25 protein-coding genes are annotated in these 24,936 nt (G+C 71.8%); 8 read left to right on the top strand and 17 right to left on the bottom strand.

All coding sequences use genetic code 11. From position 1 onward, the window contains the following. Positions 1-25 precede the first annotated feature (25 nt). Complete coding sequence (locus ABT295_RS05355) at positions 26-1,408, top strand: aminotransferase class V-fold PLP-dependent enzyme (RefSeq protein WP_352393370.1); 1,383 nt, start codon at positions 26-28, stop codon at positions 1,406-1,408. Between the two features lie 1,175 nt (positions 1,409-2,583). Here ABT295_RS05355 and ABT295_RS05360 read toward each other — a convergent pair. The 10 genes from ABT295_RS05360 to paaA all read right to left on the bottom strand — a co-directional run bounded on the left by ABT295_RS05360 (position 2,584) and on the right by paaA (position 11,446). Next, positions 2,584-3,552 carry an endonuclease/exonuclease/phosphatase family protein gene (locus ABT295_RS05360; protein WP_352393371.1) on the bottom strand — a complete coding sequence of 323 codons (969 nt, stop codon included), beginning with the start codon at positions 3,550-3,552 and terminating at the stop codon, positions 2,584-2,586. A 1-nt stretch (position 3,553) separates the two neighbouring features. Next, positions 3,554-5,239: a ribonuclease J gene (locus tag ABT295_RS05365; protein ID WP_352393372.1), complete on the bottom strand. Its 1,686-nt coding sequence runs from the start codon at positions 5,237-5,239 to the stop codon at positions 3,554-3,556. Positions 5,240-5,303: 64 nt separating this feature from the next. Then, complete coding sequence (dapA, locus tag ABT295_RS05370) at positions 5,304-6,188, bottom strand: 4-hydroxy-tetrahydrodipicolinate synthase (protein ID WP_352393373.1); 885 nt, start codon at positions 6,186-6,188, stop codon at positions 5,304-5,306. 44 nt (positions 6,189-6,232) lie between these two features. After that, positions 6,233-6,721, bottom strand: coding sequence for a dihydrofolate reductase (locus ABT295_RS05375; protein WP_352393374.1), 489 nt, complete (start codon positions 6,719-6,721; stop codon positions 6,233-6,235). A 25-nt stretch (positions 6,722-6,746) separates the two neighbouring features. Next, positions 6,747-7,562 carry a thymidylate synthase gene (locus ABT295_RS05380; RefSeq protein ID WP_352393375.1) on the bottom strand — a complete coding sequence of 272 codons (816 nt, stop codon included), beginning with the start codon at positions 7,560-7,562 and terminating at the stop codon, positions 6,747-6,749. 26 nt (positions 7,563-7,588) lie between these two features. Then, positions 7,589-8,710, bottom strand: a complete 1,122-nt coding sequence (gene paaE / locus ABT295_RS05385; RefSeq protein WP_352393376.1) for a 1,2-phenylacetyl-CoA epoxidase subunit PaaE — start codon at positions 8,708-8,710, stop codon at positions 7,589-7,591. Continuing rightward, a complete protein-coding gene (paaD, locus tag ABT295_RS05390; RefSeq protein WP_352393377.1) occupies positions 8,711-9,193 on the bottom strand; it encodes a 1,2-phenylacetyl-CoA epoxidase subunit PaaD in 483 nt (160 codons plus the stop codon). Positions 9,194-9,216: 23 nt separating this feature from the next. Continuing rightward, the gene (paaC, locus tag ABT295_RS05395; RefSeq protein WP_352393378.1) at positions 9,217-9,924 is read right to left on the bottom strand and encodes a 1,2-phenylacetyl-CoA epoxidase subunit PaaC; all 708 of its coding nucleotides are present in this window, start codon (positions 9,922-9,924) and stop codon (positions 9,217-9,219) included. Between the two features lie 167 nt (positions 9,925-10,091). Next, on the bottom strand, positions 10,092-10,400 hold the full coding sequence (paaB, locus tag ABT295_RS05400; RefSeq protein ID WP_352393379.1) for a 1,2-phenylacetyl-CoA epoxidase subunit PaaB: 309 nt from the start codon (positions 10,398-10,400) through the stop codon (positions 10,092-10,094). Beyond that, entirely contained in the window at positions 10,397-11,446 is a 1,050-nt protein-coding gene (paaA, locus tag ABT295_RS05405; RefSeq protein ID WP_352393380.1) for a 1,2-phenylacetyl-CoA epoxidase subunit PaaA, read from the bottom strand. Before paaA ends, paaB begins: the two co-directional genes overlap by 4 nt. 72 nt (positions 11,447-11,518) lie before the next feature. Between paaA and ABT295_RS05410 the strand changes: the two genes are divergently transcribed. Genes ABT295_RS05410 through ABT295_RS05420 form a run of 3 tightly spaced genes read left to right on the top strand, consistent with a single transcriptional unit; the run spans position 11,519 to position 13,169 of the window. Continuing rightward, positions 11,519-12,169, top strand: a complete 651-nt coding sequence (locus tag ABT295_RS05410) for a GNAT family N-acetyltransferase (protein WP_352393381.1) — start codon at positions 11,519-11,521, stop codon at positions 12,167-12,169. Continuing rightward, positions 12,166-12,858 (top strand): AzlC family ABC transporter permease, encoded by a 693-nt coding sequence (locus ABT295_RS05415; RefSeq protein WP_352393382.1) that lies wholly within the window; start codon positions 12,166-12,168, stop codon positions 12,856-12,858. Before ABT295_RS05410 ends, ABT295_RS05415 begins: the two co-directional genes overlap by 4 nt. Further along, on the top strand, positions 12,825-13,169 hold the full coding sequence (locus ABT295_RS05420) for an AzlD domain-containing protein (RefSeq protein ID WP_502991074.1): 345 nt from the start codon (positions 12,825-12,827) through the stop codon (positions 13,167-13,169). Before ABT295_RS05415 ends, ABT295_RS05420 begins: the two co-directional genes overlap by 34 nt. A gap of 4 nt (positions 13,170-13,173) precedes the next feature. Here the strand turns inward: ABT295_RS05420 and ABT295_RS05425 are convergent, their stop codons facing one another. The 3 genes from ABT295_RS05425 to dapB form a co-directional block, all read right to left on the bottom strand. Next, positions 13,174-13,317: a hypothetical protein gene (locus ABT295_RS05425; RefSeq protein WP_352393383.1), complete on the bottom strand. Its 144-nt coding sequence runs from the start codon at positions 13,315-13,317 to the stop codon at positions 13,174-13,176. Between the two features lie 71 nt (positions 13,318-13,388). After that, positions 13,389-14,252, bottom strand: coding sequence for an oxygen-dependent tRNA uridine(34) hydroxylase TrhO (trhO, locus tag ABT295_RS05430; RefSeq protein WP_352393384.1), 864 nt, complete (start codon positions 14,250-14,252; stop codon positions 13,389-13,391). Between the two features lie 12 nt (positions 14,253-14,264). Beyond that, entirely contained in the window at positions 14,265-15,053 is a 789-nt protein-coding gene (gene dapB, locus ABT295_RS05435) for a 4-hydroxy-tetrahydrodipicolinate reductase (protein WP_352393385.1), read from the bottom strand. Between the two features lie 124 nt (positions 15,054-15,177). Between dapB and ABT295_RS05440 the strand changes: the two genes are divergently transcribed. Next, complete coding sequence (locus ABT295_RS05440) at positions 15,178-16,779, top strand: FG-GAP-like repeat-containing protein (protein ID WP_352393386.1); 1,602 nt, start codon at positions 15,178-15,180, stop codon at positions 16,777-16,779. Between the two features lie 78 nt (positions 16,780-16,857). Here ABT295_RS05440 and ABT295_RS05445 read toward each other — a convergent pair whose 3' ends face one another. Continuing rightward, complete coding sequence (locus ABT295_RS05445) at positions 16,858-19,107, bottom strand: polyribonucleotide nucleotidyltransferase (RefSeq protein ID WP_352393387.1); 2,250 nt, start codon at positions 19,105-19,107, stop codon at positions 16,858-16,860. 148 nt (positions 19,108-19,255) lie between these two features. Then, entirely contained in the window at positions 19,256-19,525 is a 270-nt protein-coding gene (gene rpsO / locus ABT295_RS05450) for a 30S ribosomal protein S15 (RefSeq protein WP_030146552.1), read from the bottom strand. 247 nt (positions 19,526-19,772) lie between these two features. Here rpsO and ABT295_RS05455 point away from each other — a divergent pair, with 247 nt between their 5' ends. Then, positions 19,773-19,931: a DUF6131 family protein gene (locus tag ABT295_RS05455; protein ID WP_352393388.1), complete on the top strand. Its 159-nt coding sequence runs from the start codon at positions 19,773-19,775 to the stop codon at positions 19,929-19,931. A gap of 88 nt (positions 19,932-20,019) precedes the next feature. On the opposite strand, the gene lpdA is transcribed toward ABT295_RS05455, so the two are convergent. After that, entirely contained in the window at positions 20,020-21,417 is a 1,398-nt protein-coding gene (lpdA, locus tag ABT295_RS05460; RefSeq protein ID WP_352393389.1) for a dihydrolipoyl dehydrogenase, read from the bottom strand. Positions 21,418-21,611: 194 nt separating this feature from the next. Between lpdA and ABT295_RS05465 the strand changes: the two genes are divergently transcribed. Continuing rightward, positions 21,612-21,932 carry a DUF3311 domain-containing protein gene (locus ABT295_RS05465; protein WP_352393390.1) on the top strand — a complete coding sequence of 107 codons (321 nt, stop codon included), beginning with the start codon at positions 21,612-21,614 and terminating at the stop codon, positions 21,930-21,932. Beyond that, positions 21,929-23,653: a monocarboxylate uptake permease MctP gene (gene mctP / locus ABT295_RS05470; protein ID WP_502991075.1), complete on the top strand. Its 1,725-nt coding sequence runs from the start codon at positions 21,929-21,931 to the stop codon at positions 23,651-23,653. Before ABT295_RS05465 ends, mctP begins: the two co-directional genes overlap by 4 nt. A gap of 138 nt (positions 23,654-23,791) precedes the next feature. Here mctP and ABT295_RS05475 read toward each other — a convergent pair whose 3' ends face one another. Continuing rightward, complete coding sequence (locus ABT295_RS05475) at positions 23,792-24,928, bottom strand: FUSC family protein (RefSeq protein ID WP_352393391.1); 1,137 nt, start codon at positions 24,926-24,928, stop codon at positions 23,792-23,794. Positions 24,929-24,936 lie beyond the last annotated feature (8 nt).

Genomic DNA, 24,936 nt, shown 5'->3' on the forward strand with positions numbered 1-24,936 from the left:
GGTCCCTGGACCCAGGAGCAGTGTCATGTCGGTTCTCCCCTCCTCCCCCTGTGACGGCGCCACGGCCCCGGTCGTGCGCACGCGCACGCTGCACGTCGTCCCGGAGGCGCGCAGTCTGCCGGTCGTCGTCGGCTCGGACCTTCGTGTGCCGACGCTGCACGGTGAGGTCGCCTACGCGAACCTCGACCACGCCGCGTCGACCCCGGCCCTCGAGACGGTGCGGGCGGCGGTCGACCGCGCTCTGCAGACCTACTCGTCCGTGCACCGCGGCGCCGGCTTCGCGTCGCGGGTCACGAGCGCGTGGTTCGAGCAGGCGCGCGCCGAGGTGGCGGCCTTCGTCGGCGCCCGGGCGGACGACACGGTGATCTTCACCCGGTCGACGACCGACTCGTGGGCGCTGCTGTCCAAGGCACTGCCCAGCCGCACGACCGTCTTCGTCTTCGGCACGGAGCACCACTCGACCCTGCTGCCCTGGGGACGCTTCCGCACGGTGCGCCTGCCCGTCCCCCAGACGGTCGAGGACGCCCGGCAGCTGCTCGAGGAGGCGCTCGTCGACCACCCGTCGCGACACCGCCTCGTCGTGCTCACCGCGGCCTCGAACGTGACCGGCGAGGTGTGGCCGATCGAGCGCTTCGCCGCCTTGGCGCACGAGCACGGTGCGCGCGTGGCCGTTGACGCCGCGCAGCTGTCGGCTCACCGGACCATCGACCTCGACGCCTGGGACGCCGACTACGTGGCCTTCTCGGGCCACAAGACCTACGCGCCCTACGGTGCCGGCGTGCTGGCCGGGCGCTCGGACTGGCTCGACGCGGGCAACCCGTACCTGCTCGGCGGCGGCGCGACCCGATCGGTGACCGAGGACGGCACGACGTGGGCCACCGGCCCGGCGCGGCACGAGGGCGGCAGCCCGAACGTCATCGGGGCGGTCGCGCTCGCGGCGGCCTGCGCGACGATCACGCGCCACCGTGAGGCGATCGAGGCGCACGAGGAGCAGCTCCTGGAGAGCCTGCGGACCGGCCTCGAGGAGGTGCCCGGCGTCGAGCTGCTCTCGATCTTCGGAGACGAGCACGACCGCGTCGGCGTCGTCGCCTTCACGATCGACGGCTGGGACTCCTCGCTCGTCTCGCAGGTGCTCTCGGTCGAGCACGGCATCGGGGTGCGCGACGGGAAGTTCTGCGCGCACCTGCTCGTCGACGAGCTGCTCGACGACCCGTGGGGCGAGCGCTCCACCACGGCCGTGCGAGCCAGCATCGGTCTCGGCAGCACGCTCGAGGGCGTGGAGCGTCTCGTCGCGGCCGTCTCCCGGCTCGTCGACGAGGGCCCCGACGCCACGTGGACCCGCACCGACGGCGGGTGGAGCATCGAGGGCACCGACCCCCGGGACGTCGAGGTCCAGCGCCCCTGGTGACCGAGCATGGATGGGGTGGCCCGCGGCGTGAGGCCGCCCCACCCCTCTGCGTTGCGTCGCCACACGATGCACGCAGGGCACCGGTCGCCGGACCGTCCCGACCCGGGCACCCTCCCCCGAGCTCTCTGCATTGCGTCACCACCCGACGCACCCCGAGGACCCGTCGCGTGACCGTCCCACGCGGGCACCCTCCCCAAGCCCTCTGCATTGCGTCACCACGTGACGCATCCACAGCACCCGCCGCGCGACCGCCTCCAGCCGGGCACCCTCCCCGAGCCCTCTGCATTGCGTCTCCACCCGACGCACGCAGGGCGACCGGTCACCCAGCCGCCTGCACGCGAGCACTCTCCCCGCGCCGTCAGCACTGCGTCACCACCCGACGCACCCTGAGCACCCACCGCATGACGGCTGCATCCGGGCACCATCCCCCAAGCCCTCTGCATTGCGTCACCACACGACGCACGCAGGGCGACCGGTCACCCAGCCGCCTGCACGCGAGCAATCTCCCCGCGCCGTCAGCACTGCGTCACCACCCGACGCACCCTGAGCACCCACCGCTTGACGGCTGCATCCGGCCACCATCCCCCAAGCCCTCTGCATTGAGTCACCACACGACGCACGCAGGGCGACCGGTCACCCAGCCGCCTGCGCACGGGCACTCTCCCCGCGCCGTCAGCACTGGGTCACCACACGACGCACCCTGAGCACCCACCGGCACCCGCTTTAGCCCGCCACCGACGCGTGACCACACGACGCAACGCAAAGGAACCCAGCCACCCACCGGCACCCCGTCACGCCAAGCCCACAGCCCGCCCCATGCGTCACCACACGACGCAACGCAGAGGGACCCTGCGCACCCACCGGCACCCCGTGACGAGGAGCCCACCGCCGGAGCCCACCACCCGAGCCCACCAACCCTCTGCACCCCATGCGTCACCACACGACGCAACGCAGAGGAACCCAGCCACCAACCGGCACCCGCCACGCCGAACCCACCGTCCGAGCCCACTGCCCGAGCCCACCGCCCCTCCGCACCCCGTGCGCCACCACACGACGCAACGCAGAGGACACCGAGGGGGCCGGCGGCGGCAGTCGCGAGGAGGTTCGCGCCGGCACGGTCCCTCGCCCCCGGCCACCGGATGCCACCGGTGCTCGGCGTCGGGGTCAGCGCACGCTCAGCGCGGAAGGGCGTAGGCGGCCCACACGGCAGCGTGGTCGGCGCGGTTCATCGCCACCTGGCCGGCGGAGACGACGGTGAGCCCGCGGCTCAGCACGTGGTCGAGCTGGACGAAGGGCGGCAGTCGGTTGCCCGCGAACGGCCACGTGCGCACCCAGCCCTGACCGTCGGCCCGTTGGGCGTCGACGAGGCCGTCGGCCAGACTGCGGAAGGCCGGGTGCCCGAACGAGGCGTTGAGGTCGCCCGCGACGACGATCGGTTCGGAGCCGGTCTGGCGCGACTTCCAGGCCGTCAGCGCCGCGAGTCCGGCCCTCCACGCGTCGGTCTCGCCCGAGAGCGGAGCCGTCGGGTGGGCCACCTTGAGTCGCACCGGCCCCTTCGGCGTCGTCACGACGACCTCGGGCTGGATGCTCGCCGTCGCCTCGACGCTCTGGTCGGTGCCGCGGTTGCTCACCGTGAGCGGGAAGCGCGAGAGCACCATGGTCCCGGTCGTGGTGCCGGCGCGAGCAACACCGCTGCGCGTCGTGAAATAGGAGTCCGCGCCGAGGTCGTCGATCCCGCGGATGGCGTCCGGGGTCGCCTCGGTCAGGACGAGGACGTCGACGGCGTGGTAGCGCACGGCGTCCATGAGCTGGGTGGAGTTGGCCTGACCGACCCACAGGTTCGCGGCCATCACGGTGACGTCGGTGTCGGCCTTGGGCGAGGAGCTGGCCAGGAAGGTGGGCACCGCGAGTCCCCCGCCCACCGCGAGGGCCGCCACGACCGGCACGAGCACGCGCCAGCGGCGCAGCACCGCCGTCGCCACCGCGAGCAGCAGCAGCCCGACCACGACGAACGGGCCGGCCGTCTGCAGCACGACGACGGCGTACGCCGTGGTGTCGAGCCAGCGCAGCGCGCCGACGGCCACGAGGGCGAGCAGCACGACGAGGACGGCGACGTCGACCCGTCGCCCGCGGGCAGCGGTCACCTCACGCCTGCAGGACGACCGGGATGATCATCGGACGGCGCCTGATCTTGCCACCGACCCACGACCCGACGGCTCGGCGGATGACCTGCTGGAGCTGCTGGTCGTCGCGCACGCCGCCGGCGACCGCCTCCTCGATGGCCCGCTCGACCTTCGGGATCACCTGCTGGAAGATCTCCTCGTCCTCGACGAAGCCGCGCGCCGTGATCTCCGGACCGCTCGCGATCTTGCCGGTGGCTGCGTCGAGCACGACGACGCACGTGATGAAGCCCTCGTCGCGCAGGATGCGACGGTCCTTGAGCAGCGCCTCGTCGGCGCCGCCCACGCTGCTGCCGTCGACGTAGACGTAGCCGCACTCGACGACACCGACGACGGACGCCTTCCCGTCGACCAGGTCGACGACCACGCCGTCCTCGGCCAGCACGACGTTGCCCTCGGGCACCCCGGACTGGATCGCGAGCTGGGCGTTGGCGTACATGTGCCGCCACTCGCCGTGGACCGGCAGGACGTTGGCGGGCTTGACGATGTTGTAGCAGTAGAGCAGCTCGCCCGCGCTCGCGTGGCCGGAGACGTGCACCTTGGCGTTGCCCTTGTGCACGACGTTGGCGCCGAGGCGCATCAGGCCGTTGATGATCCGGTAGACCGCGTTCTCGTTGCCCGGGATCAGGCTGCTCGCGAGCAGCACGGTGTCACCGGGGCCGACGTCGATGCGGTGCTCGCGGTTGGCCATCCGCGACAGGGCGGCCATCGGCTCACCCTGCGAGCCGGTGCAGATGAGCACCAGCTCGTCGTCGCGCAGGCTGTCGATCTTCTTGATGTCGATGAGGATGCCGGCGGGCACGCGGAGGTAGCCGAGCTCGGCCGCGATGCCCATGTTGCGCACCATCGAGCGCCCCACCATGGCGACCTTGCGGCCGGCCTTCTCGGCGGCGTCGAGCACCTGCTGCACGCGGTGCACGTGGCTGCTGAAGCACGCGACGATGATGCGCCGCTCGGCATGGCGGAACACCTTGTCGATCGCGGGCGCGATCTCGAGCTCCGGCGTCGTGAAGCCGGGCACGTCGGCGTTCGTGGAGTCGGTGAGGAAGAGGTCGACCCCCTCCTCGCCGAGCCGGGCGAAGGCACGCAGGTCGGTCAGCCGCCCGTCGAGCGGCAGCTGGTCCATCTTGAAGTCGCCGGTGTGCAGCAGCGTGCCGGCCTCCGTGCGCACGAAGACCGCGAGCGCGTCCGGGATCGAGTGGTTCACGGCCACGAACTCGAGGTCGAAGGCGCCGAGCTTCTCGCGCTGCCCCTCCCTGACGGCCATGGTGTACGGCCGGATCCGGTGCTCCTTGAGCTTGGCCTCGATGAGCGCGAGGGTCAGCGTCGAGCCGATGATGGGGATGTCGCCCTTGAGCTTGAGCAGGTAGGGCACGGCACCGATGTGGTCCTCGTGGCCGTGGGTCAGGACGATGGCCTCGATGTCGTCGAGGCGGCCGGCGATGTAGCTGAAGTCCGGGAGGATGAGGTCGACGCCAGGGTGGTGGTCCTCGGGGAAGAGCACACCGCAGTCGATGACGAGCAGCTTGCCCTGCGTCTCGAGGACGGCCATGTTGCGACCGACCTCGCCGAGCCCGCCGAGTGCGACGACCCGCAAGCCGTTGTCGGGGAGGGCGGGGGGTGCGGTCAGCTCGGGGTGGGGGTGGCTCACAGGTGTCCTGTCGTCTCGGTGGTGCGGCCGGGTCGCCGAGGTCGCCGGCCGGAGGTCGTGGTGGTCAGGAGACCGCCTCGAGGGCGTCGCGCACGAGCGCGGTCTGCGCGTCGTCGGCGGCGACGAGCGGCAGGCGGACCGTGGGCGACTCGATGAGCCCCTGCACGGCGAGACCGGCCTTGGCCATGATCGCGCCCTGCGTGACGTTCATGACGGCGTCGACGAGTGGCGCGAGCCCGCGGTGGACGGCACGGGCGTCGTCCCACCGGCCCTCGAGCACGGCGTCGGCGAGCCGGCGGTACGCCTGCGGCGCCACCTGCGAGGTGACACCGACGAACCCCACGGCGCCGTTGACGTAGTGCGGCAGGTTCATCGCGTCGTCGCCGGAGTACCAGTCGAGCCCGGTCAGCTGCATCATCTCGCTCGCGAACCACAGGTCCCCGCGTGCGTCCTTGACCGCGGCGATCCGCGGGTGCTCGGCGATGCGCAGGTAGGTCTCGCGGGCGATGGCGATGCCCGAGCGCCCCGGGATGTCGTAGACCATGACGGGCAGGTCGCTCGCGTCGGCGATGGCCGTGAAGTGCGCGACGAGCCCGGCCTGCGGGGGCTTGTTGTAGTACGGGGTCACCGCGAGCACGGCGTCGGCGCCGGCCTTCTCGGCCAGGCGCACCGACTCGACGCTCTTGGCGGTGTCGTTGCTGCCGGCTCCGGCGACGACGACGCAGCGGTCGCCGACCGCGCCGACGACGGCGCGCAGCAGCTCGTCCTTCTCCTCGGCCGAGGTCGTCGGCGACTCCCCGGTCGTGCCCGAGACCACGAGGCCGTCGTGACCCGCGTCGACGAGGTGCGCGGCCAGGCGTTGCGCCGCGTCCAGGTCGATCGAGCCGTCGGGCCGCATGGGCGTGACCATGGCCGAGAGAACACGTCCGAGCGCGGGTGCGGCTGCCATGGGCCCAAGGTTAGCGCCCGAGGGTGGGAGCGCTGTGGGGGTGCTCAGGCGCGTCGCTCCCAGGTGACCCACGCGAAGCCGTCCTGCTCGTCGCGTGCCGTCTCGACCCAGACCGCGGGGTCGATGTCGGGGAACGTGACCGAGCCCGCCGGGGACAGGTCGACCTCCGTCACGAGGAGGCGGGCGGCATACCCCATCGCCTGGCGGTAGACCTCACCGCCGCCGACGACGAAGACCTGCTCGGCACCCGCCACGAGGTCGAGCGCCTCGGCCAGCGAGTGCGCGACCTCGACGCCGGGCGCGGACCAGTCACGCTGGCGCGTCACGACGACGCTGCGGCGGCCGGGCAGCGCGCCCATCGAGTCGAAGGTGCGCCGACCCATGACCATGGGATGGCCCATGGTCGTGCGCTTGAAGAACCTGAGGTCCTCGGACAGGTGCCAGGGCATCGCCAGACCGTCGCCGATGACCCCGTTGCGGCCGACCGCCGCGATCATCGTGACGTTCGGCAGCACGGTGGACGGCTCGCTCATGCGGCAAGGCTCCCAGACGCGCCGCTCAGACGGCGATCGGGGCCTTGATGCCCGGCTCCGCGACGTAGTCGACGAGCTCGAAGTCGTCGAGGTCGAACTCGTCGATGCTCCGCTTGCCCGGCGTGATCCGCATCGTCGGGAGCGGGTGCGGCGTCCGGGTCAGCTGCAGGCGGGCCTGGTCGAGGTGGTTGAGGTAGAGGTGCGCGTCACCGAGGGTGTGCACGAACTCGCCCGGCTCGAGGTCGGTCAGCTGGGCCACCATCTGCGTGAGCAGGGCGTAGCTCGCGATGTTGAACGGCACGCCGAGGAAGATGTCGGCGCTGCGCTGGTAGAGCTGGCACGAGAGCCGGCGACGGCCGTCGGCCCCGGGCGGCGAGACGTAGAACTGGAACATCGTGTGGCACGGCGGCAGCGCCATGTCGTCGACGTCGGCGACGTTCCAGGCCGAGACGATGAGGCGGCGGCTGTCCGGGTTGGTGCGGATCGCCTCGACGACCTTCGCAATCTGGTCGACGCGCCGGCCGTCGGGCGTGGGCCACGAGCGCCACTGGTAGCCGTAGATCGGGCCGAGGTCGCCCGTCACGGGGTCGGCCCACTCGTCCCAGATGCTGATGCCGCGCTCCTGCAGCCAGCGCACGTTGGTGTCGCCGCGCAGGAACCACAGCAGCTCGCCGATGATCGAGCGCAGGTGCAGCTTCTTCGTCGTCAGGGCCGGGAAGCCGTCGGCGAGGTCGAAGCGCATCTGGTGGCCGAAGACGCTGAGCGTCCCAGTGCCGGTCCGGTCGGACTTCTCCTGGCCGTGGGTCAGGACGTGGTCGAGGAGGTCGAGGTACTGCCGCACGTCCGGAAGCCTAACCCGGCGCCGTCTCAGGCGTCGTAGTCGAGGCTCACCTCGTCGGTGACGGGGTGGCTCTGGCAGGCGAGCACGATGCCGGCCGCCACCTCCTCGGGCTCGAGGGCGTAGTTACGGTCCATCCGCACCTCGCCGGTCACGAGCCGGGCACGGCACGTGCCGCAGACGCCGCCCGTGCACGAGTAGGGCGCGTCGGGCCGGGCCCGCAGCGTCGCGTCGAGGATCGTCTCCTCGCGGCTCGGCATTGGGATCACCGTCGTGCGGCCGTCGAGGTTGACGGTGACCGTGGCCTCCGGCGGGGCGCCGGTATCGACGACGACCGGCCGCTTCGGCGCCGTGCCGTCGTCGACGTGGAAGATCTCGTGGTGGACGTGCCGCGCGTCGACGCCGCGCTCGGTGAGCAGCTCCTCGGCGCCCGTCACGAGGCCGAACGGCCCGCAGAGGTACCACTCGTCGACCGAGCCGACGGGCAGCAGGCTCGCGAAGATCGCCTCGAGACGCTCCCGGTCGAGGCGGCCGTGGAAGAGCTCGACGTCCTGCGCCTCGCGCGAGAGCACGTTGACGAGGTGGAAGCGGCCGGGGAAGCGGTTCTTGAGGTCCTCGAGCTCCTCGAGGAACATCACCGAGCTGGTGCGCCGGTTGCCGAAGAGCAGCGTGGCCCGCGAGCCGGGCTCCTCCTCGAGCGCCGTGGTGAGGAGCGAGAGGACGGGCGTGATGCCCGAGCCCGCCGCGATGGCGACGTGGTGGCGGATGCCGTCGGGCCGGGTCGGGCAGGTGAACGAGCCCTGCGGGGTCATCACCTCGACGACGTCCCCCGGGGCCACGACGTCGTTGAGCCACGTCGACATGCGGCCGCCGGGCACGCGGGCGGCAGCCACGCGCAGGCGGAGCCCGCCCCGGGCGGCCTGCCGTGACTGGCAGATCGAGTAGGACTGGCGCACGTCCTCGCCGCCGATGCTCGCACGCAGCGTCAGGTGCTGCCCCGGCTCGAACGCGAACTCCTCGACGAGCTCGTCGGGCACGGCGAAGGTCACGGCGACCGCGTCGTCGGTGAGGCGTTCGACCGTCGCGACGGTGAGCGGGTGGAAGCGTGCCCGGTGGCGTGCGGCAGCCGCGGGTGTCGTGACGTCGGTCATTCAGAGGGCCTTGAACTCGTCGAAGGGCTCGAGGCACGCGTCGCAGCGGCGCAGGGCCTTGCACGCGGTCGAGCCGAAGTGGGCGATCTCGGTGGTGTCGGTGGAGCCGCAACGGGGGCACGTTACGAGCCGACGGGTCAGCTGCAGGGCCACCGGGCCGTGCCGCTCCCCTGGCTGTGCAGGTCCCGGCGGCGCGATGCCGAAGCGCCGCAAGGCGGCCCGGCCGTCCTCGGTCATCCAGTCCGTGGTCCACGGCGGCGACAGCCGGGTCACGACGTCGGCGGAGTAGCCGAGCCGACCGGCCTCGAAGGCGATCCTCGTCGCGATCGCCTCCATGGCGGGACACCCGCTGTAGGTCGGCGTGATCGTCACCGTGACGGCGTGGGCCTGCTCGTCGACCTCGACCGCGCGCAGGATGCCGAGGTCGGCGATGCTGATGACGGGGACTTCCGGGTCCGGGACGTGTGAGATCGCCTCTGCCACGTCGGATCCCGTCGTCGAGACGGTCACCACGTCGCGCCGGGGTGCGAGCGCGCGATGTGCTGCATCTCGGCGAGGAGGTAGCCCATCGGCCGCGAGTGGACGCCCGACCGGCCGCCCCGCGCGTGCCACGTCGACGCCTCGGGGAGCGCGAGCGTCGCCTCGGCGACGACGGCCTCGACCCGGCGCCGCACCGCGTCGCCCAGGCTCGAGGGCAGCACCCCGACACCGGCGTCGGCCGCCACCACGGCGGCCTCGTCGTCGTCGAAGAGCTCGGCCAGGTAGGGCGTGACGCGCTCGAGCGCGGCCTGCATGCGGCGGTGCGACTCCTCCGTGCCGTCGCCGAGGCGCACGACCCAGAGCGAGGCGTGGTCGAGGTGGTAGCGCACCTCCTTGAGCGCCTTGGCCGCGACGGCGGCCACGACCGGGTCGGCGGAGTCGGCGAGCCGCGCGTGCAGCTCGACCTGCCGGGCGGAGAACCACAGCAGGCGCGCCATCTCGTCGGCGAAGTCGCCCCGCTCCTGCTCGACGAGGTGGACGTTGCGCCACTCGCGTTCGTCGCGCTGCATGGCGAAGTCGTCCTCGGAGCGGCCGGTGCCGTCGAGCGACCCGACGTGCGGGTAGAGCGCACGGGCCTGACCGAGGAGGTCGAGCGCGATGTTGCCGAGCGCCATGTCCTCCTCGATCTGGGGGGCGTTCGTCATCCACTCGGCGAGGCGCTGGGCGTAGACCATCGCGTCGTCGGCGAGCCCGAGCAGGTGTGCCGTGACGTCGGCAGTCTCGCCGGGAGAGAGGTCCCGGAGTCCCCGCGAAGTATCGGAGCGAAGCGGAGAACTTCGTGGGGTGTCGTCGCGGGGTCCCCGCGAAGTATCGGAGCGAAGCGGAGAACTTCGTGGGGTGCTCACAGGTACTCCACGTCGGCGGGGACGTCGTAGAAGGTCGGGTGCCGGTAGATCTTGTCGGCGGCGGGGTCGAAGAACGAGTCCTTCTCCGCCGGGCTGCTCGCGGTGATGTCGTCGGCGCGCACGACCCAGATCGACACGCCCTCCTGACGACGGGTGTAGACGTCGCGGGCGTTGCGCAGCGCGAGCTCCGGGTCGGGCGCGTGGAGCGAGCCCACGTGCACGTGCGAGAGCCCCCGCTTGCCCCGGACGAACACCTCCCAGAGCGGCCAGCTCTTCTCCGTCGCGGCCGCGTTCGTGTCGGTCACGCGGCACTCCCCTGCCGGTCCGAGCGCGCGGCGTGCTTGCCGGCATACGCGTTCGCGGCCTCCCGCACCCAGGCGCCCTCGTCGTGCGCGCGGCGGCGGTGGCTGATGCGCTCGGCGTTGCACGCGCCGTCGCCGCGGAGCACGCGCCAGAACTCGTCCCAGTCGATGGGGCCGAAGTCGTAGTGGCCGCGCTCCTCGTTCCAGCGCAGGTCCGGGTCGGGCAGCACGATGCCGAGCTTCTCGGCCTGCGGCACCATCATGTCGACGAACTTCTGGCGCAGGTCGTCGTTGCTGAACCGCTTGATGCCCCAGGCCATCGACTGCTCCGTGTGGCCGCCCTTGGCCGCCTCGCCGGTGTCGGGGGGGCCGAACATCATCAGGGCCGGCCACCACCAGCGGTCGGCGGCGTCCTGGGCCATCGCCTGCTGCGCCTCCGTGCCGCGCATGAGGGTCCAGAGGATCTCGAAACCCTGGCGCTGGTGGAAGGACTCCTCCTTGCAGACGCGGATCATGGCGCGCGCGTACGGCCCGTAGGAGCACCGGCACAGCGGCACCTGGTTCATGATGGCCGCGCCGTCGACGAGCCAGCCGATGGCGCCGCAGTCGGCCCACGTCAGCGTGGGGTAGTTGAAGATCGAGGAGTACTTCTGCTTGCCGTCGTGCAGGCGCTCGAGCAGCTCCTGCCGGTCGATGCCGAGCGTCTCGGCGGCGGAGTAGAGGTAGAGCCCGTGGCCCGCCTCGTCCTGCACCTTGGCGATGAGGATCGCCTTGCGGCGCAGCGACGGCGCGCGGGTGATCCAGTTGCCCTCGGGCTGCATGCCGATGATCTCGGAGTGCGCGTGCTGGGCGATCTGGCGGATCAGCGTCTCGCGGTACTTCTCCGGCATGGCGTCGCGCGGCTCGATGCGCTGGTCGGCGGCGAGGAGGGCGTCGAAGTCGCTCCCGACCCGGTCGCGCTGCTCCTCGTGGGCCGCCGCCGCGTCGTACGCGTCGGTCTCGGCCGCGTTCAGCGGTTCGCTCGGGTCGATGACGTCGTTGCCATACATGCGTCCAGTATGCGAGATCGCGCGGTCAGCGCCAAAGCAGGGCCACCCCAGCGCGCCTGAGAGGATGCCGGGGTGTCCCCCGACGAGCAGCCGCACCCGCACGACCACACCCACGACCACCAGCACGACCATCAGCACGACCACCAGCACGAGCGCGGCCCGGTGGCCGACGCCTCGGTGCGGGTCGCGCGCGCCAGCGACGCCCCGGCCGTCGGCCTCGTCCAGGCCGTCGTCTTCCGCGAGGCGTATGCCGGCACGCTCGAGCCCGACGTGCTCGCCACCTTCGAGCCCCGCGCGTTCGCGAACGCCTGGCGGGCCACGCTAGAGGGTGGCCAGGCGCGCGACGGCGTGCTGCTCGTCGCCTGCGCCGGCGAGCAGGTCGTCGGCTTCGCCGCGGTCGGCGCCTCGGACGACGCGGACGCCGACACCGGGACGGCGGAGCTGCTCGTGCTCGGGGTGCACCCGGACGCCCGCCGCCAGGGCCACGGCTCGCGCCTGCTGCACGCCGTCGTCGACACGGCCCGGGCCCGCGGGCGCTCCGAGCTGGCGGCCTGGCTGCTCGCCGCCGACGACGCCACGCGCGCCTTCCTCACGGCGGCCGGCATGCTCGCCGACGGGGCGCACCGCGAGCGCGTGGTCTCCGCGGGCGGCGCGACGGCCGGGGAGGTGCGCCTCTCCGCGGTGCTCGCCGAGCCGGAGGCAGACGCCACGGGGGGCGCATGACCCCGACGACGGACCCCGTCGCCCGGCGGGCCGTCGTGCGCCAGAGCCTGTCGGTCGGGCTCGCCACGGGCGCCTACGGGATCAGTTTCGGGGCGCTCGCGGTCGCGGCGGGACTCGACGTGTGGCAGGCCATGGCCCTCTCGCTGCTGATGTTCACCGGCGGCTCGCAGTTCGCCTTCGTCGGCATCGTCGCCAACGGGCTGTCGGCGGCGCCTGCCGCGATCGCCGCGTCGTCGATGCTCGGCATCCGCAACGGGCTCTACGCCCTCGAGCTGACCCAGCTGCTCGGCGTGCGCGGCGCCCGACGGGTCGCGGCGGCGCACCTGACCATCGACGAGTCGGCGGCCGTGGCCGTCTCGCAGCCTGACCCGGAGTCGTCGCGGCTCGGCTTCTGGTTGACCGGGCTCAGCGTCTTCGTCCTCTGGAACCTCACGACGCTCGCCGGTGCCCTGCTCGGCAACCTCATCGGCGACCCGCGCACCTACGGCCTCGACGCGGCCGCCTGCGCCGCGTTCACGGCGCTGCTCTGGCCGCGGCTGCGCCACCGCGACGCCGTGGCGATCGCGGCGGTCGGGGCGGTGGTCGCCGTCGCGCTCTCCCCGTCGGTGCCGCCCGGCATCCCGGTCGTCGCCGCCGCGGCCGCTGCCCTGCTCGCGTGGCGGGCACCGCGACGGGAGTCGGCAACGTGACGATGTGGACGGCGCTGCTGCTCGCGACCGCGATCGCGTTCGGCACCAAGCTGGCCGGCCACCTCGTGCCGGCCCACCTGCTCGAGTCGCCCCGGGTGCGCCGGGTCACGGCTGCCCTCCCCGTGGCGCTGCTCGCGGCCCTCGTGGCGACCCAGGCGTTCACCGCCCCCGGCGGAGCGCTCGTGCTCGACGCGCGCGCGGCCGCCGTCGGCGTGGCGGTCGTGGCGCTCCTGCTGCGAGCGCCCTTCCTCCTCGTCGTCGTGCTCGGGGCGGCCACGGCCGCCGTCCTCCGCGCCGTCGGCTGGGGCTGATCGCTCAGGCGGAGTGCGCGCAGGTGTCGCAGGTGCAGTCCTGGCAGGTGCACTCGTCGCACGTGCAGCCCTCCGGGCAGTTGTCGCAGGTGCAGGGCGCCTGGGGTTGGGCGCCCACCGGGTCGACCGGGGCAGCCTGTCCGCTCATGGTGGTCCTCCTCGTCGGGTGGGACACCGTCGTCCCACGACCCCGACGTACCCCGCCCGGAGCCCGGCCACTCAGGCGTGGGCGTCGCAGACGGGCTGCAGCGGGCGCCCCGGCAGGTCCTCGCGGTTGCGCAGGCGGCTCGTCGGCGTGCCGCAGGCATGGCAGGCCGCGAGGTGGACGGCCTCGTCGGTGAAGGCGATGCTCATCCGCTCGTCGAAGACGACGAGCCGCCCCTCCCAGAGGCCGCGGTCACCGCGCTGCTCGCCGTAGCGCACGATGCCGCCGTCGAGCTGGTAGACCTCCTCGAAGCCGCGCGAGCGCATGAGGCTCGTCAGCACCTCGCACCGGATGCCGCCGGTGCAGTACGTGACGACCGGGCGGCCCTTCAGCTCGTCCCACCGACCCGAGTCGAGCTCGCGGACGAAGTCGCTCGTGTGCCGGACGTCCGGTACGACCGCCCCGCGGAGGCGCCCGATCTGCGCCTCGACCGCGTTGCGGCCGTCGAGGAGCACGACCTCGTCGCCCCGGGCGGCCACGAGGTCGTCGAGCTCCTGCGGGGAGAGGCGGGTGCCGCCGCCGACGACGCCGCCCTCGTCGACGACGACCTCATCCGGCACGCCGAACGCGACGATCTCGTCGCGCACCTTGACCACGAGCCGGGGGAAGTCGAGGCTGCGACCCTCGGCGTCGAGCCCGGTGCCGTCGCTCCACTTCACGTCGACGTCGCGGAACGCGGCGTGCTCCCGGGTCTTGCGGACGTAGGTCTTGAGCGCCGTCACGTCACCGCCGAGCGTGGCGTTGATCCCGTGACGGGAGAGCAGGATCCGCCCGCGCAGGCCGAGGCTCTCGCAGAGGTCGCGCTGCCACAGACGGACGGCGTCCGGGTCGGCGAGCGGACGGAACGCGTAGAAGAGGACGATCCTGGGGATGGCCACGACGAACCGGTCTCAGTCGATGCCGAGGTAGTGCTCGAGCCCCACCGTGACGCCCGGGTGGTCGGCGACGGACCGCACCGCCGCGAGCACGCCCGGCATGAAGCTGCTGCGGTCGAACGAGTCGTGGCGCAGGGTGAGCATCTCCCCCGCGTTGCCGAGGAGCACCTCCTGGTGCGCCGTCAGCCCCCGCAGCCGCACCGAGTGCACGGGCACGCCGTCGACCCTGGCCCCCCGGGCGCCGTCGGGGTCGTGGGTCGTCGCGTCGGGGATCGGCGCGCAGCCGGCCTCGCTGCGGGCGGAGCCGATCATGGCGGCCGTGCGCGCGGCGGTGCCCGACGGCGCGTCGACCTTGGCGGGGTGGTGCAGCTCGATGACCTCGACCGACTCGAAGAAGGGAGCGGCCTTGGCCGCGAACGACATCATCAGCAGCGCACCGATGGCGAAGTTCGGCGCGATGAGCACGCCGACCCCGCTGCCGCTCCGCGAGGGCGGCGCCTCCTCGAGCCTGCCCCGCAGCACCTCGAGGCGCTCCGCGTCCCAGCCGGTGGTGCCGACGACGACGTGGACGCCCCGCCCCACGCAGTGCGCGACGTTGCCCGGTGACGCATCGGGCACGGTCAGCTCGATCACGACGTCGGCACCACCGAGGTCGCCGAGGTCGTCGCCGGAACCGTAGGCGCCCACGAGGGTCAGGCCGTCGGCCTCCACCACGGCGCGCACGGCCTCGGAGCCCATCCGGCCGCCGGCGCCGATGACGGCAACGAGGAGGTCGTGCGAGGTCTGGCTGCTCGTCTCGGTCACGCCGCCAGCCTAGCGAGCGCCCCGGCCACCCCCGTGCGCGCGCCACGCGCGGACTCGTGCGTCACATCCTCCGCCCGCCCGCCGCGACCGGACGCAGACTGGAGGTGCAGAGGAAGTGGTTCGCATGTCTCACCGTCCGCGCAGCAGCGTCGTCCCGAGCCGGCTCCGTCGCCTGGCCCTCGTCCCGCTCGCCGCCATCGGGCTGCTGCTCGGCCTGCTCGTGGCCCCCGTCGCCCGGGCGGCCGTCCTCGTCGGCAACGACGTCTCGTGGCCGCAGTGCCCCGCGTCCTTCCCTCCCGCCTCGAGCCAGTTCCTCGTCGTGGGCCTCACCGACGGGCTGCCCTTCAGCCGGAACCCCTGTGTGGCGACGCAGGTCGCGTGGGCGGCCGACCGCGCGCTGCCGACCCAGGCCTACACGATGGCCGGCTTCCCCACGAGCGCGCAGCTGACGGCATACGGCTCCGCGGGGCCGTGGTCGGCGACGACGCGCGGCGGCCGCCTCTCGAACGTCGGCTACGCCGAGGGGACGTATGCCGCGGCCACGATCCGCTCCGTCGGCGGGTGGTCACCGCGGATGGTCTGGATCGACGTCGAGCCCCGGCCCGCACAGCCGTGGCCCGCCGGCACCACGCTGCGTCGCGCCGAGAACCGGTACGTCGTCGAGGGCCTGATGCGCGGGTTGCGCGAGGCCGGCCGCTCCTACGGCCTCTACTCGTACACCTCGGGCTGGCAGGAGATCGTCGGGTCCTGGCGCCTGCCCGGCGTGCCGGTGTGGGCCGCCTCGGGGCGCCTCGACTACCCGGACGAGGCCCTCGACAAGTGCACCCTGCCGAGCTTCTCGGGTGGCCCGGTGCGGCTGTCGCAGTGGGTGAACGACGCGGGCACCCTCGACTACGACCGCACCTGCGACCCGTACGCCTTCACGACCCTGCCCGTGCCGACCGCGACGCTGTCGAACAGCACGGCCGACTTCGACGGCGACTGGCGCAACGACGTCGTCGCCCGCTGGGCGTCCACCGGGCTGCTCAAGCTCTACTCCGGCACCGGCACGGGAAGCCTCTCGCTCGGGCGCACGATCGGCACGGGCTGGGGCGGCATGTCGGCGCTCGAGACCCCCGGCGACCTGAGCGGTGACGGCGCCGCCGACGTGCTCGCCCGCGAGGCCTCCACCGCGTCCCTCTGGCTCTATCCCGGCAACGGCTCGGGCGGCTGGCGACTCCCCCGCGTGCGCGTCGGCACCGGGTGGAACGGCATGAGCGCGATCGTCGGCGTCGGTGACCTGAGTGGCGACGGACGCCCCGACATCGTCGCGCGGCGCGCCTCGGACGGCCAGCTCTTCCTCTACCCGGGCACGGGATCGTCCGGCTGGCAACCGCGCTCGAGCCTCGGCACGGGCTGGAACCGCTACAGCGCGATCCTCGGGGCGGGCGACGTCGACGGCAACGGCACGTCCGACCTGCTCGCCCGCGAGAGCGCGACGGGCTACCTGTGGCTCGTGCCCGGCACGGGCACCGGCTCGCTCGGGACGCGCGTGCGCGTCGGCACCGGGTGGAACGGCATGACCGCGCTCGTCGCCGCCGGTGACCTCGACGGCAACCGGACGGCCGACCTGCTGGCCCGCGACACGTCCGGCAGGCTCTGGCTCTACCCCCGCACCGAGACGGGCGGGTGGGCCGCCCGGGTGCTCGTCAGCACGGGCTGGGACATCGCGAACGCGCTCTTCTGACCCCGTCCGGGACGGCGAGCGGCCCGCCACCCCGACAGGGGTGACGGGCCGCTCGTGATCCGGACGGTGCCGAGTCGGTCAGGCCTCGGCCGGCGCCTCGGAGGCGTCGGCGGCGGAGTCGCCGCTCTCGCCCTCGGGCAGCACCGCGGCGAGGCTGAGCTTGCCGCGCGGGTCGATCTCCTTGAGCTCGACCTGCACCTTCTGGCCGACCTTGACAACGTCGTCGACGTTGTCGATACGCTTGCCGCCGACGAGCTTGCGCACCTCGGAGATGTGCAGCAGGCCGTCCTTGCCGGGCAGCAGCGAGACGAACGCGCCGAACGTCGTCGTCTTGACGACGGTGCCCAGGAAGCGCTCGCCGACCTCGGGCATCGTCGGGTTCGCGATGGCGTTGACCGCCGCGCGAGCCGCCTCGGCCGAGGGGCCGTCGACCGCACCGATGAACACGGTGCCGTCGTCCTCGATCGAGATGTCGGCGCCCGTGTCGTCCTGGATCTGGTTGATCATCTTGCCCTTCGGGCCGATGACCTCACCGATCTTGTCGACGGGGACCTTCACCGTGATGATGCGCGGGGCGTACGGGCTCATCTCGTCGGGCACGTCGATGGCCTCGGCCATGACGTCGAGGATGTGCAGACGCGCGTCGCGGGCCTGGGTCAGCGCGCCGGCGAGCACGGTGGCCGGGATGCCGTCGAGCTTCGTGTCGAGCTGGATGGCCGTGACGAACTCCTTGGTGCCGGCGACCTTGAAGTCCATGTCGCCGAAGGCGTCCTCGGCACCGAGGATGTCGGTGAGCGCGGCGTACTGCGTCTCACCGTCGACGGTGTCGGACACGAGGCCCATCGCGATGCCGGCGACCGGGGCGCGCAGCGGCACACCGGCGTTGAGCAGCGACAGGGTCGAGGCACAGACCGAGCCCATGGACGTCGAGCCGTTGGAGCCGAGGGCCTCGGACACCTGACGGATCGCGTAGGGGAACTCCTCGCGCGTCGGCAGGACCGGCATGAGCGCACGCTCGGCCAGGGCGCCGTGACCGATCTCGCGGCGCTTCGGCGAACCGACGCGGCCGGTCTCACCGGTGCTGTAGGGCGGGAAGTTGTAGTTGTGCATGTAGCGCTTGCGCGTCACGGGGCTCAGCGTGTCGAGCTGCTGCTCCATCTTGAGCATGTTGAGCGTCGTGACACCCATGATCTGGGTCTCGCCACGCTCGAAGATCGCCGAGCCGTGCACACGCGGCAGGACCTCGACCTCGGCGCCGAGGGCGCGGATGTCGGCGAGGCCACGGCCGTCGATGCGGACCTTGTCGCGCAGGATGCGCTGGCGGATGAGCTTCTTCTGCACGGAGCGGAAGGCGGCCGAGACCTCCTTGTCACGCCCCTCGAACTGCTCGGCGAGCTGCGCCTTGACGGCGGCCTTGATCTCGTCGAGGCGCTCCTCGCGCTCCTGCTTGCCCGCGATCGTGAGGGCAGCGGTCGTGTCGGCCTCGACGGCGGACTCGACGGCGGCATACACGTCGTCCTCGTAGTCGAGGAAGATCGGGAAGTCCTGGACCGGCTTGGCGGCCTCGGCAGCGAGCTGGGCCTGGGCCTCGCACAGCTGCTTGATGAACTTCTTCGAGGCCTCGAGGCCCTCGGCCACGACCTCCTCGGTCGGGGCCTGCTTGCCCTCGTTCTTGACGAGGTCCCACGTCGACTCGGTGGACTCGGCCTCGACCATCATGATGGCGACGTCGTCGCTGCCGTCGGAGTGCTTGACGACACGACCGGCGACGACCATGTCGAAGACCGAGCGCTCGATGTCGGAGAAGTTCGGGAAGGCGACCCACTGGCCGTCGATGAGCGAGACGCGCACGCCACCGATGGGGCCCGAGAAGGGCAGGCCGGAGATCTGCGTCGAGGCGCTGGCCGCGTTGATGGCGAGCACGTCGTACTGGTGGTCGGGGTTCAGCGAGAACACCGAGATGATGACCTGGACCTCGTTGCGCAGACCCTTCTTGAAGGTCGGGCGCAGCGGGCGGTCGATGAGGCGGCAGGTGAGGATGGCCTCGGTCGACGGGCGACCCTCACGACGGAAGAAGCTGCCCGGGATCTTGCCGATGGCGTACATGCGCTCTTCGACGTCGACGGTCAGCGGGAAGAAGTCGAACTGGTCCTTCGGCTGCTTGCCGGCGGACGTCGTCGACAGGAGCATCGTGTCGTCGTCGAGGTAGGCCGTGACGGCGCCGCCGGCCTGCTTGGCCAGGCGCCCGGTCTCGAAGCGGACGGTGCGGGTGCCGAAGCTGCCGTTGTCGATGACGGCTTCGGCGAAGGTGATGTCTGGACCCTCCATGTGGGCCCTCGCTTTCTTTTTCTCAAGTGCCCGCGCACATCGTCGTTGTGTGCGTGGTGTGCAGCGGTGCGGCGGTCCGTCGTGGACCGGGCGCACCTACGACGAAAGGCGGTCACCGCAGGGAGCGGGACCGCCTTTCGTCACGTGTTCATCGACGCAGACCGAGTCGCTTGATCAGCGAACGGTAGCGCTCGATGTCGGTCGCCTCGAGGTAGCGCAGCATGCGCTTGCGGCGGCCGACCAGCAGCAGGAGCCCACGACGGCTGTGGTGGTCGTGCTTGTGGGCCCGCGAGTGCTCGGTGAGGTCCTTGATGCGCTGGGTCAGCATCGCGATCTGGACCTCGGGGGAACCGGTGTCGCCCTCGACGGTGGCGTACTCAGTCATGATCTGCTTCTTCACGTCAGCGTCCAAAGGCATGGATGACCGACTCCTTCTTCTCTCGTTGCGCGGTGCTCCAGGGCATGTCCACCTGGGCGCTATCGGTCCGCGGCCGTTCGACGGCGTCTCCAAGGGTAACAGCGCGCGCAGGCCCGCCCTAATCGGGGCAGTTCACCTGCGTTGGCCTGCACTGGCGTGCGGCAGGCACCGGACGTTACCCCTGGGGCGCAGGTGGGTACGGAGGCTCGTGCTCGGGGTCCACCACTCAAGGGAGAACACGACCACCATGATCGTTCTCGGCATCATCCTGCTGCTGATCGGGCTTCTCGTGAAGTCGCTCAGCATCCTCGTGACCATCGGCGCCATCCTGCTCGTCGTGGGCCTCGTGCTCTTCGTGCTCGGCGCCACCGGTCGTGCCATCGGCGGTCGGAAGCACTGGTACTGACCGGCTGCGCCACCGTCGAACGACCGGACGCCCCCGCGGATTTCGCGGGGGCGTCCTTTCGTGCGCGTGAGCTCAGCCGGAGCCGGCGTCAGAAGTTGATCATGTGGCCGGCGATGCCGTGGACGGCCTCCTTGACCGCCTCGCCGAGCGTCGGGTGCGCGAAGACGGTGCGCGACACCTCGTCGGCCGTGAGGTCCCACGTCTGCGCGAGGTTGAGCACCGGCAGCAGCTCCGTCACGTCGGGACCGATGAGCGCGGCACCGAGGATCTCGTTGTGCTCGGCGTCGGCGATGACCTTGACGAAGCCGACCGGCTCACCGAGGCCCATGGCCTTGCCGTTGGCCGAGAACGGGAACGTCGCCGTCTTGACGTCGTGGCCCGCCTCCCGGGCCTGGGCCTCCGACAGGCCCATCGAGCCGATCTGCGGCTGGCAGTAGGTCGCCCGCGGGATGAAGCGGAAGTCGATGGCCATCGTCTCGACGCCGGCGATCGTCTCGGCGGCCACGATGCCCATGGCCTCGGCGACGTGCGCGAGCATGAGCTTGGCCGTGACGTCGCCGATCGCGTAGACGTTCGGCACGTTGGTGCGGCCGAACTCGTCGATGGCGATGGCGCCGCGCTCGGTGAGCTCGACGCCCGTGGTCTCGAGGCCGAAGCCCTCGGTGCGCGGGGCGAAGCCGATGGCCGACAGCAGCCGGTCGGCCTCGAGCACCTGCTGGTCGCCGCCGGCGGCCGGGCTGACCGTCACCCGGACGCCCGAGCCGGTGTCCTCGACCGACTCGACCTTGGTGCCGAGCATGACCTTCACACCGAGCTTCTTGTAGTGCTTGAGCAGCTCCTTGGACACGTCGGCGTCCTCGGTCGGCACCATGCGGTCGAGGAACTCGACGATCGTCACGTCCACGCCGAAGTTCTTCATGACGTAGGCGAACTCGACGCCGATGGCGCCGGAGCCGGCGATGATGATCGAGCCGGGCAGCTCGGGGTCGAGGATCTGCTCCTCGTAGGTGACGACGTTCTTGCTCACCTCGACGCCGGGGATCATCCGCGTGACCGAGCCGGTCGCGAGGATGAGGTTGTCGAAGGTGATGGAGCGCTTCTCGCCGGAGTTGAGGGCGACGTCCATCGAGGAGGCGGACGTCAGGGTGCCCCAGCCGTCGATCTCCTCGATCTTGTTCTTCTTCATGAGGAAGTGGACGCCCTTGACGATGCCCTCGGAGACCTTGCGGCTGCGGGCGTGCGTCGGGCCGAAGCTCATCGTGGCATCGCCCTCGATGCCGTACTTCGCCTTCTCGTGGGTCAGCGTGTGGGAGAGCTCCGCGTTCTTCAGCAGCGCCTTGCTCGGGATGCAGCCGACGTTGAGGCACACCCCGCCCCAGTACTGCTTCTCGACCACGGCGACCTTCTTGCCGAGCTGCGACGCGCGGATCGCCGCGACGTAGCCTCCGGGTCCGGCACCGAGCACAACGACATCGAAATCAGCCATGCGGACAGCCTATCCGGGCCCTCGGGCCCACTGGGACCGTGCCCACGCCAGTGGTGGGTCGGCACGCGCAACATCACGATCAGTGACGCAGTCGGCAAAACGCCGGGGCGCAGCAGCCACATTCCCTCCGCGCGAGAGTAAGTTTCGGCGACGCACGGCCCACCCCATCCGGCCCGACCAACGGAGGTCACTGCGTGAGCACCACCCCGCACCGTCACGAGGCGCCCCCGGCGAACAAGGGCCTGCTGGCTCTCGCGGGCGTGCTCCTCGCCATCCCCGTCGTCGCGCTCATGCTCGTCGGCACGTATGCCAGGGACGAGCCGCGCCTGCTCGGGTTCCCCTTCTTCATCTGGTACCAGTTCCTCTGGGTCGTGCTCTGCTCGGCCCTGACCTACAGCGCGTACCGCATCGTGCTCAAGGCCCGCCCGCACGTCCCGATGACCCGCACGGGCGACGCCTTCGGCGACGACGACGACACCGACGGAACCGACGCCCGAGAGGCTGGCACCCGATGAGCACGATGGCACCCGTCCTCGCACCCGGTCTCGTGCCGGCCCTCTCCCCCGCCGTCGCGCCCGCCGCGGCTCCCGAGGGCGTCAACGGCGTCGCGCTCGCCGTCCTCATCTTCTTCTTCGTCGTCGTCGCGGCCGCCGGCTTCTGGGCCGCGCGCTGGCGCCGGCCGCAGAGCATGGAGAGCCTCGAGGAGTGGGGCCTCGGTGGCCGCTCCTTCGGCACGTGGATCACGTGGTTCCTGCTCGGCGGCGACCTCTACACGGCCTACACGTTCGTCGCCGTGCCCGCGGCGATGTTCGCGTTCGGCGCGGTCAACGGCTTCTTCGCCGTGCCGTACACGATCGTGCTCTACCCCATCATCTTCGTCTTCATGTCGCGGCTGTGGTCGGTCTCGCACCGCCACGGCTACGTGACGCCGGCCGACTTCGTGCAGGGCCGCTCCGGCTCCCGCGGGCTCTCGCTCGCGGTCGCGGTGACCGGCTTCCTCGCGACGATGCCCTACATCGCCCTCCAGCTCGTCGGCATCCAGGCCGTGCTCGAGGTCGTCGGCATCGGTGGCGGCGGGAATTGGGTCGCCAAGGACCTGCCGCTCTTCATCGCCTTCCTCGTGCTCGCGCTCTACACCTACACCTCGGGGCTGCGCGCACCGGCGATCATCGCGTTCGTCAAGGACATCCTCATCTACCTCGTCATCATCGTCGCGGTCATCTACCTGCCCTCCAAGGTCGGTGGCTGGTCGCACGTCTTCGACGCGGCCAAGGAGAAGATGGCGACGACGAACCCGGCGACGGGCAAGGCCAACGGCGTCTTCATCCCCGCGTCGGCGCAGTACTGGGCGTACGGCACGCTGGCCCTCGGCTCGGCCATGGCGTTGTTCATGTACCCGCACTCGATCACGGCGACGCTGTCGGCCAAGAGCCGCAACACGATCCGCAAGAACGCCTCGATCCTGCCCGCGTACTCGTTCCTGCTCGGCCTGCTCGCGCTCCTCGGCTGGGTCGCGATCGCTGCCGGCACCAAGCCCATCGGCCTCGACGGCAAGCCGAACGCGCAGCTCGTCGTGCCGCAGCTGTTCGAGGACTTCTTCCCGTCGTGGTTCGCCGGGGTCGCCTTCGCGGCCATCGCCATCGGGGCGCTCGTGCCCGCGGCCATCATGTCGATCGCGGCGGCGAACACCTTCACCCGCAACATCTACAAGGCCTGGATCAGGCCCGACGCGACGGTGCAGCAGGAGGCCAAGGTCAGCAAGCTGACGTCGCTCGTCGTCAAGGGCTTCGCGCTGATCTTCGTGCTGACGCTCGACAAGAGCAACGCGATCAACTTCCAGCTCCTCGGCGGCATCTGGATCCTCCAGACGTTCCCGGCGGTCGTCTTCTACCTCTACACCCGCTGGTTCCACCGGTGGGCGCTGCTCGCCGGCTGGGCGGTCGGCATGGTCTACGGCACGATCACCGCCTACAACGTCGTCAACCCGGCCACGAAGGCGAACTTCGGCGGCTCGGTGGCGAGCATCCCCGTCATCGGCCAGATGGGCTACATCGCGGTCACGGCCTTCGCGATCAACCTCGTCGTCGCGGCCGTCGGCACCCTCGTGCTCCGGTATGCCGTCAAGGCGCCGGAGGGCAAGGACGAGACGATCCCCGCCGACTACTTCGCCGACGCCGGTGACCCGCGCGTCGAGAAGCTCCAGGTCGGCCCGCACGAGATGACCCCGTCGGCCTGAGGCACGGACCGCTCTCGAGTGCCCGGTCCCCGGCGGGGGCCGGGCACTCGCGCGTCCGGGTCAGCGGGCCAGTGGGCTAGCGGTCTGTGGCCAGCGGGTCAGCGGGCCGGCGGGCCGACGGGCCGACAGATCGGCCGCTCAGGCGTCGCGCGGTCGCTCGCGCGGGACGGCGGCGACGGCCTGGTCGACGTCGAGACCGGTCACCTGGAGCAGGTCGACGACCGTGGAACGGATCTGCGCGAGCACCGTCTCGGTCGCGAGGCTCTCGGTGCGCGGCACGGTGGCCGTGTCGGCAGCGACCGCCAGCAGGGCCGTCCGGCCGATCTCGGGCGAGGCGTTCTCCGACAGCGCCCGGGCGATGACGTCGGTCGCGCCCGCGAGCTCGAGGAGCAGGTCCTCGTAGCCGGGCGGCAGCGCCTCGCCGCGCCCGACGGCGATCGTGACGCGGCGCACGAGCACGCGCGTGCTGCGCATGGCGCGGTCGAGCGGCTCCACGAGGTCGACCATCTTGCGCACGCCCGCCGCGTGCTGGCGCTTGAACGGCGAGGAGGTCAGCACCGAGAGGCCCTCGTCGGCCGCGGAGCTCAGCTCGCGCAGGAGCGACTCCGTGCCGCGCGCGGATGCCAGCACCTCGGCCGCGCCCTCGACGTCGCCGTCGCGCGCGCTGGCCGCCGCACGGCGCAGCAGCTCGCCGATCTTGCGCACCGCCTCCGCGGCCGCCACCCGGGGACGGCGCAGCGGCGCCTGCGGCACCACCGTCGCGGCGACGAGCGCCACCGCGCCGCCGAGCAGCGCGTCGGTCCACCGGTTGAGCGCCTGCCCCGGGCTCGCGACGAGCGCCGCGATGACGATGCCCTGCACCGCCGACTGCGTGACGACCACGGGGCCGCCGTCGAGCAGCGTCGCGAGCGCCATCGAGACGAGCACGACCGCCGCGATCTGCCACGGGCCGCTGCCGGCCAGGTGGACGAAGACGTCGGCCGTGAAGACCCCGACGGCCACCCCGACGGCGACCTCGAAGACGCGCCGGAGCCGCTGGCCGTAGGACATGCCGAGGCAGATGACGGCGACGATCGGCGCGAAGAACGGCGACGGGTGGCCCACGACGTCGGTCGCGAGCCACCACGCGACGCCCGCCGAGACGGCGCACTGCACGAGCAGGAAGCCGCGGGCGCGTACCCTCGACAGCCGGGTGCGCACGCTGAGCCGGCTCCGGTCCCAGGCGCGGTCGAGCGCCTCGACGACGGGAGCGTCGCTCCTCAGGTAGTCGTCCACGACTCTCA

It is taken from the genome of Terrabacter sp. NPDC000476, from assembly GCF_040300125.1.
Taxonomy (GTDB): Bacteria; Actinomycetota; Actinomycetes; order Actinomycetales; family Dermatophilaceae; genus Terrabacter.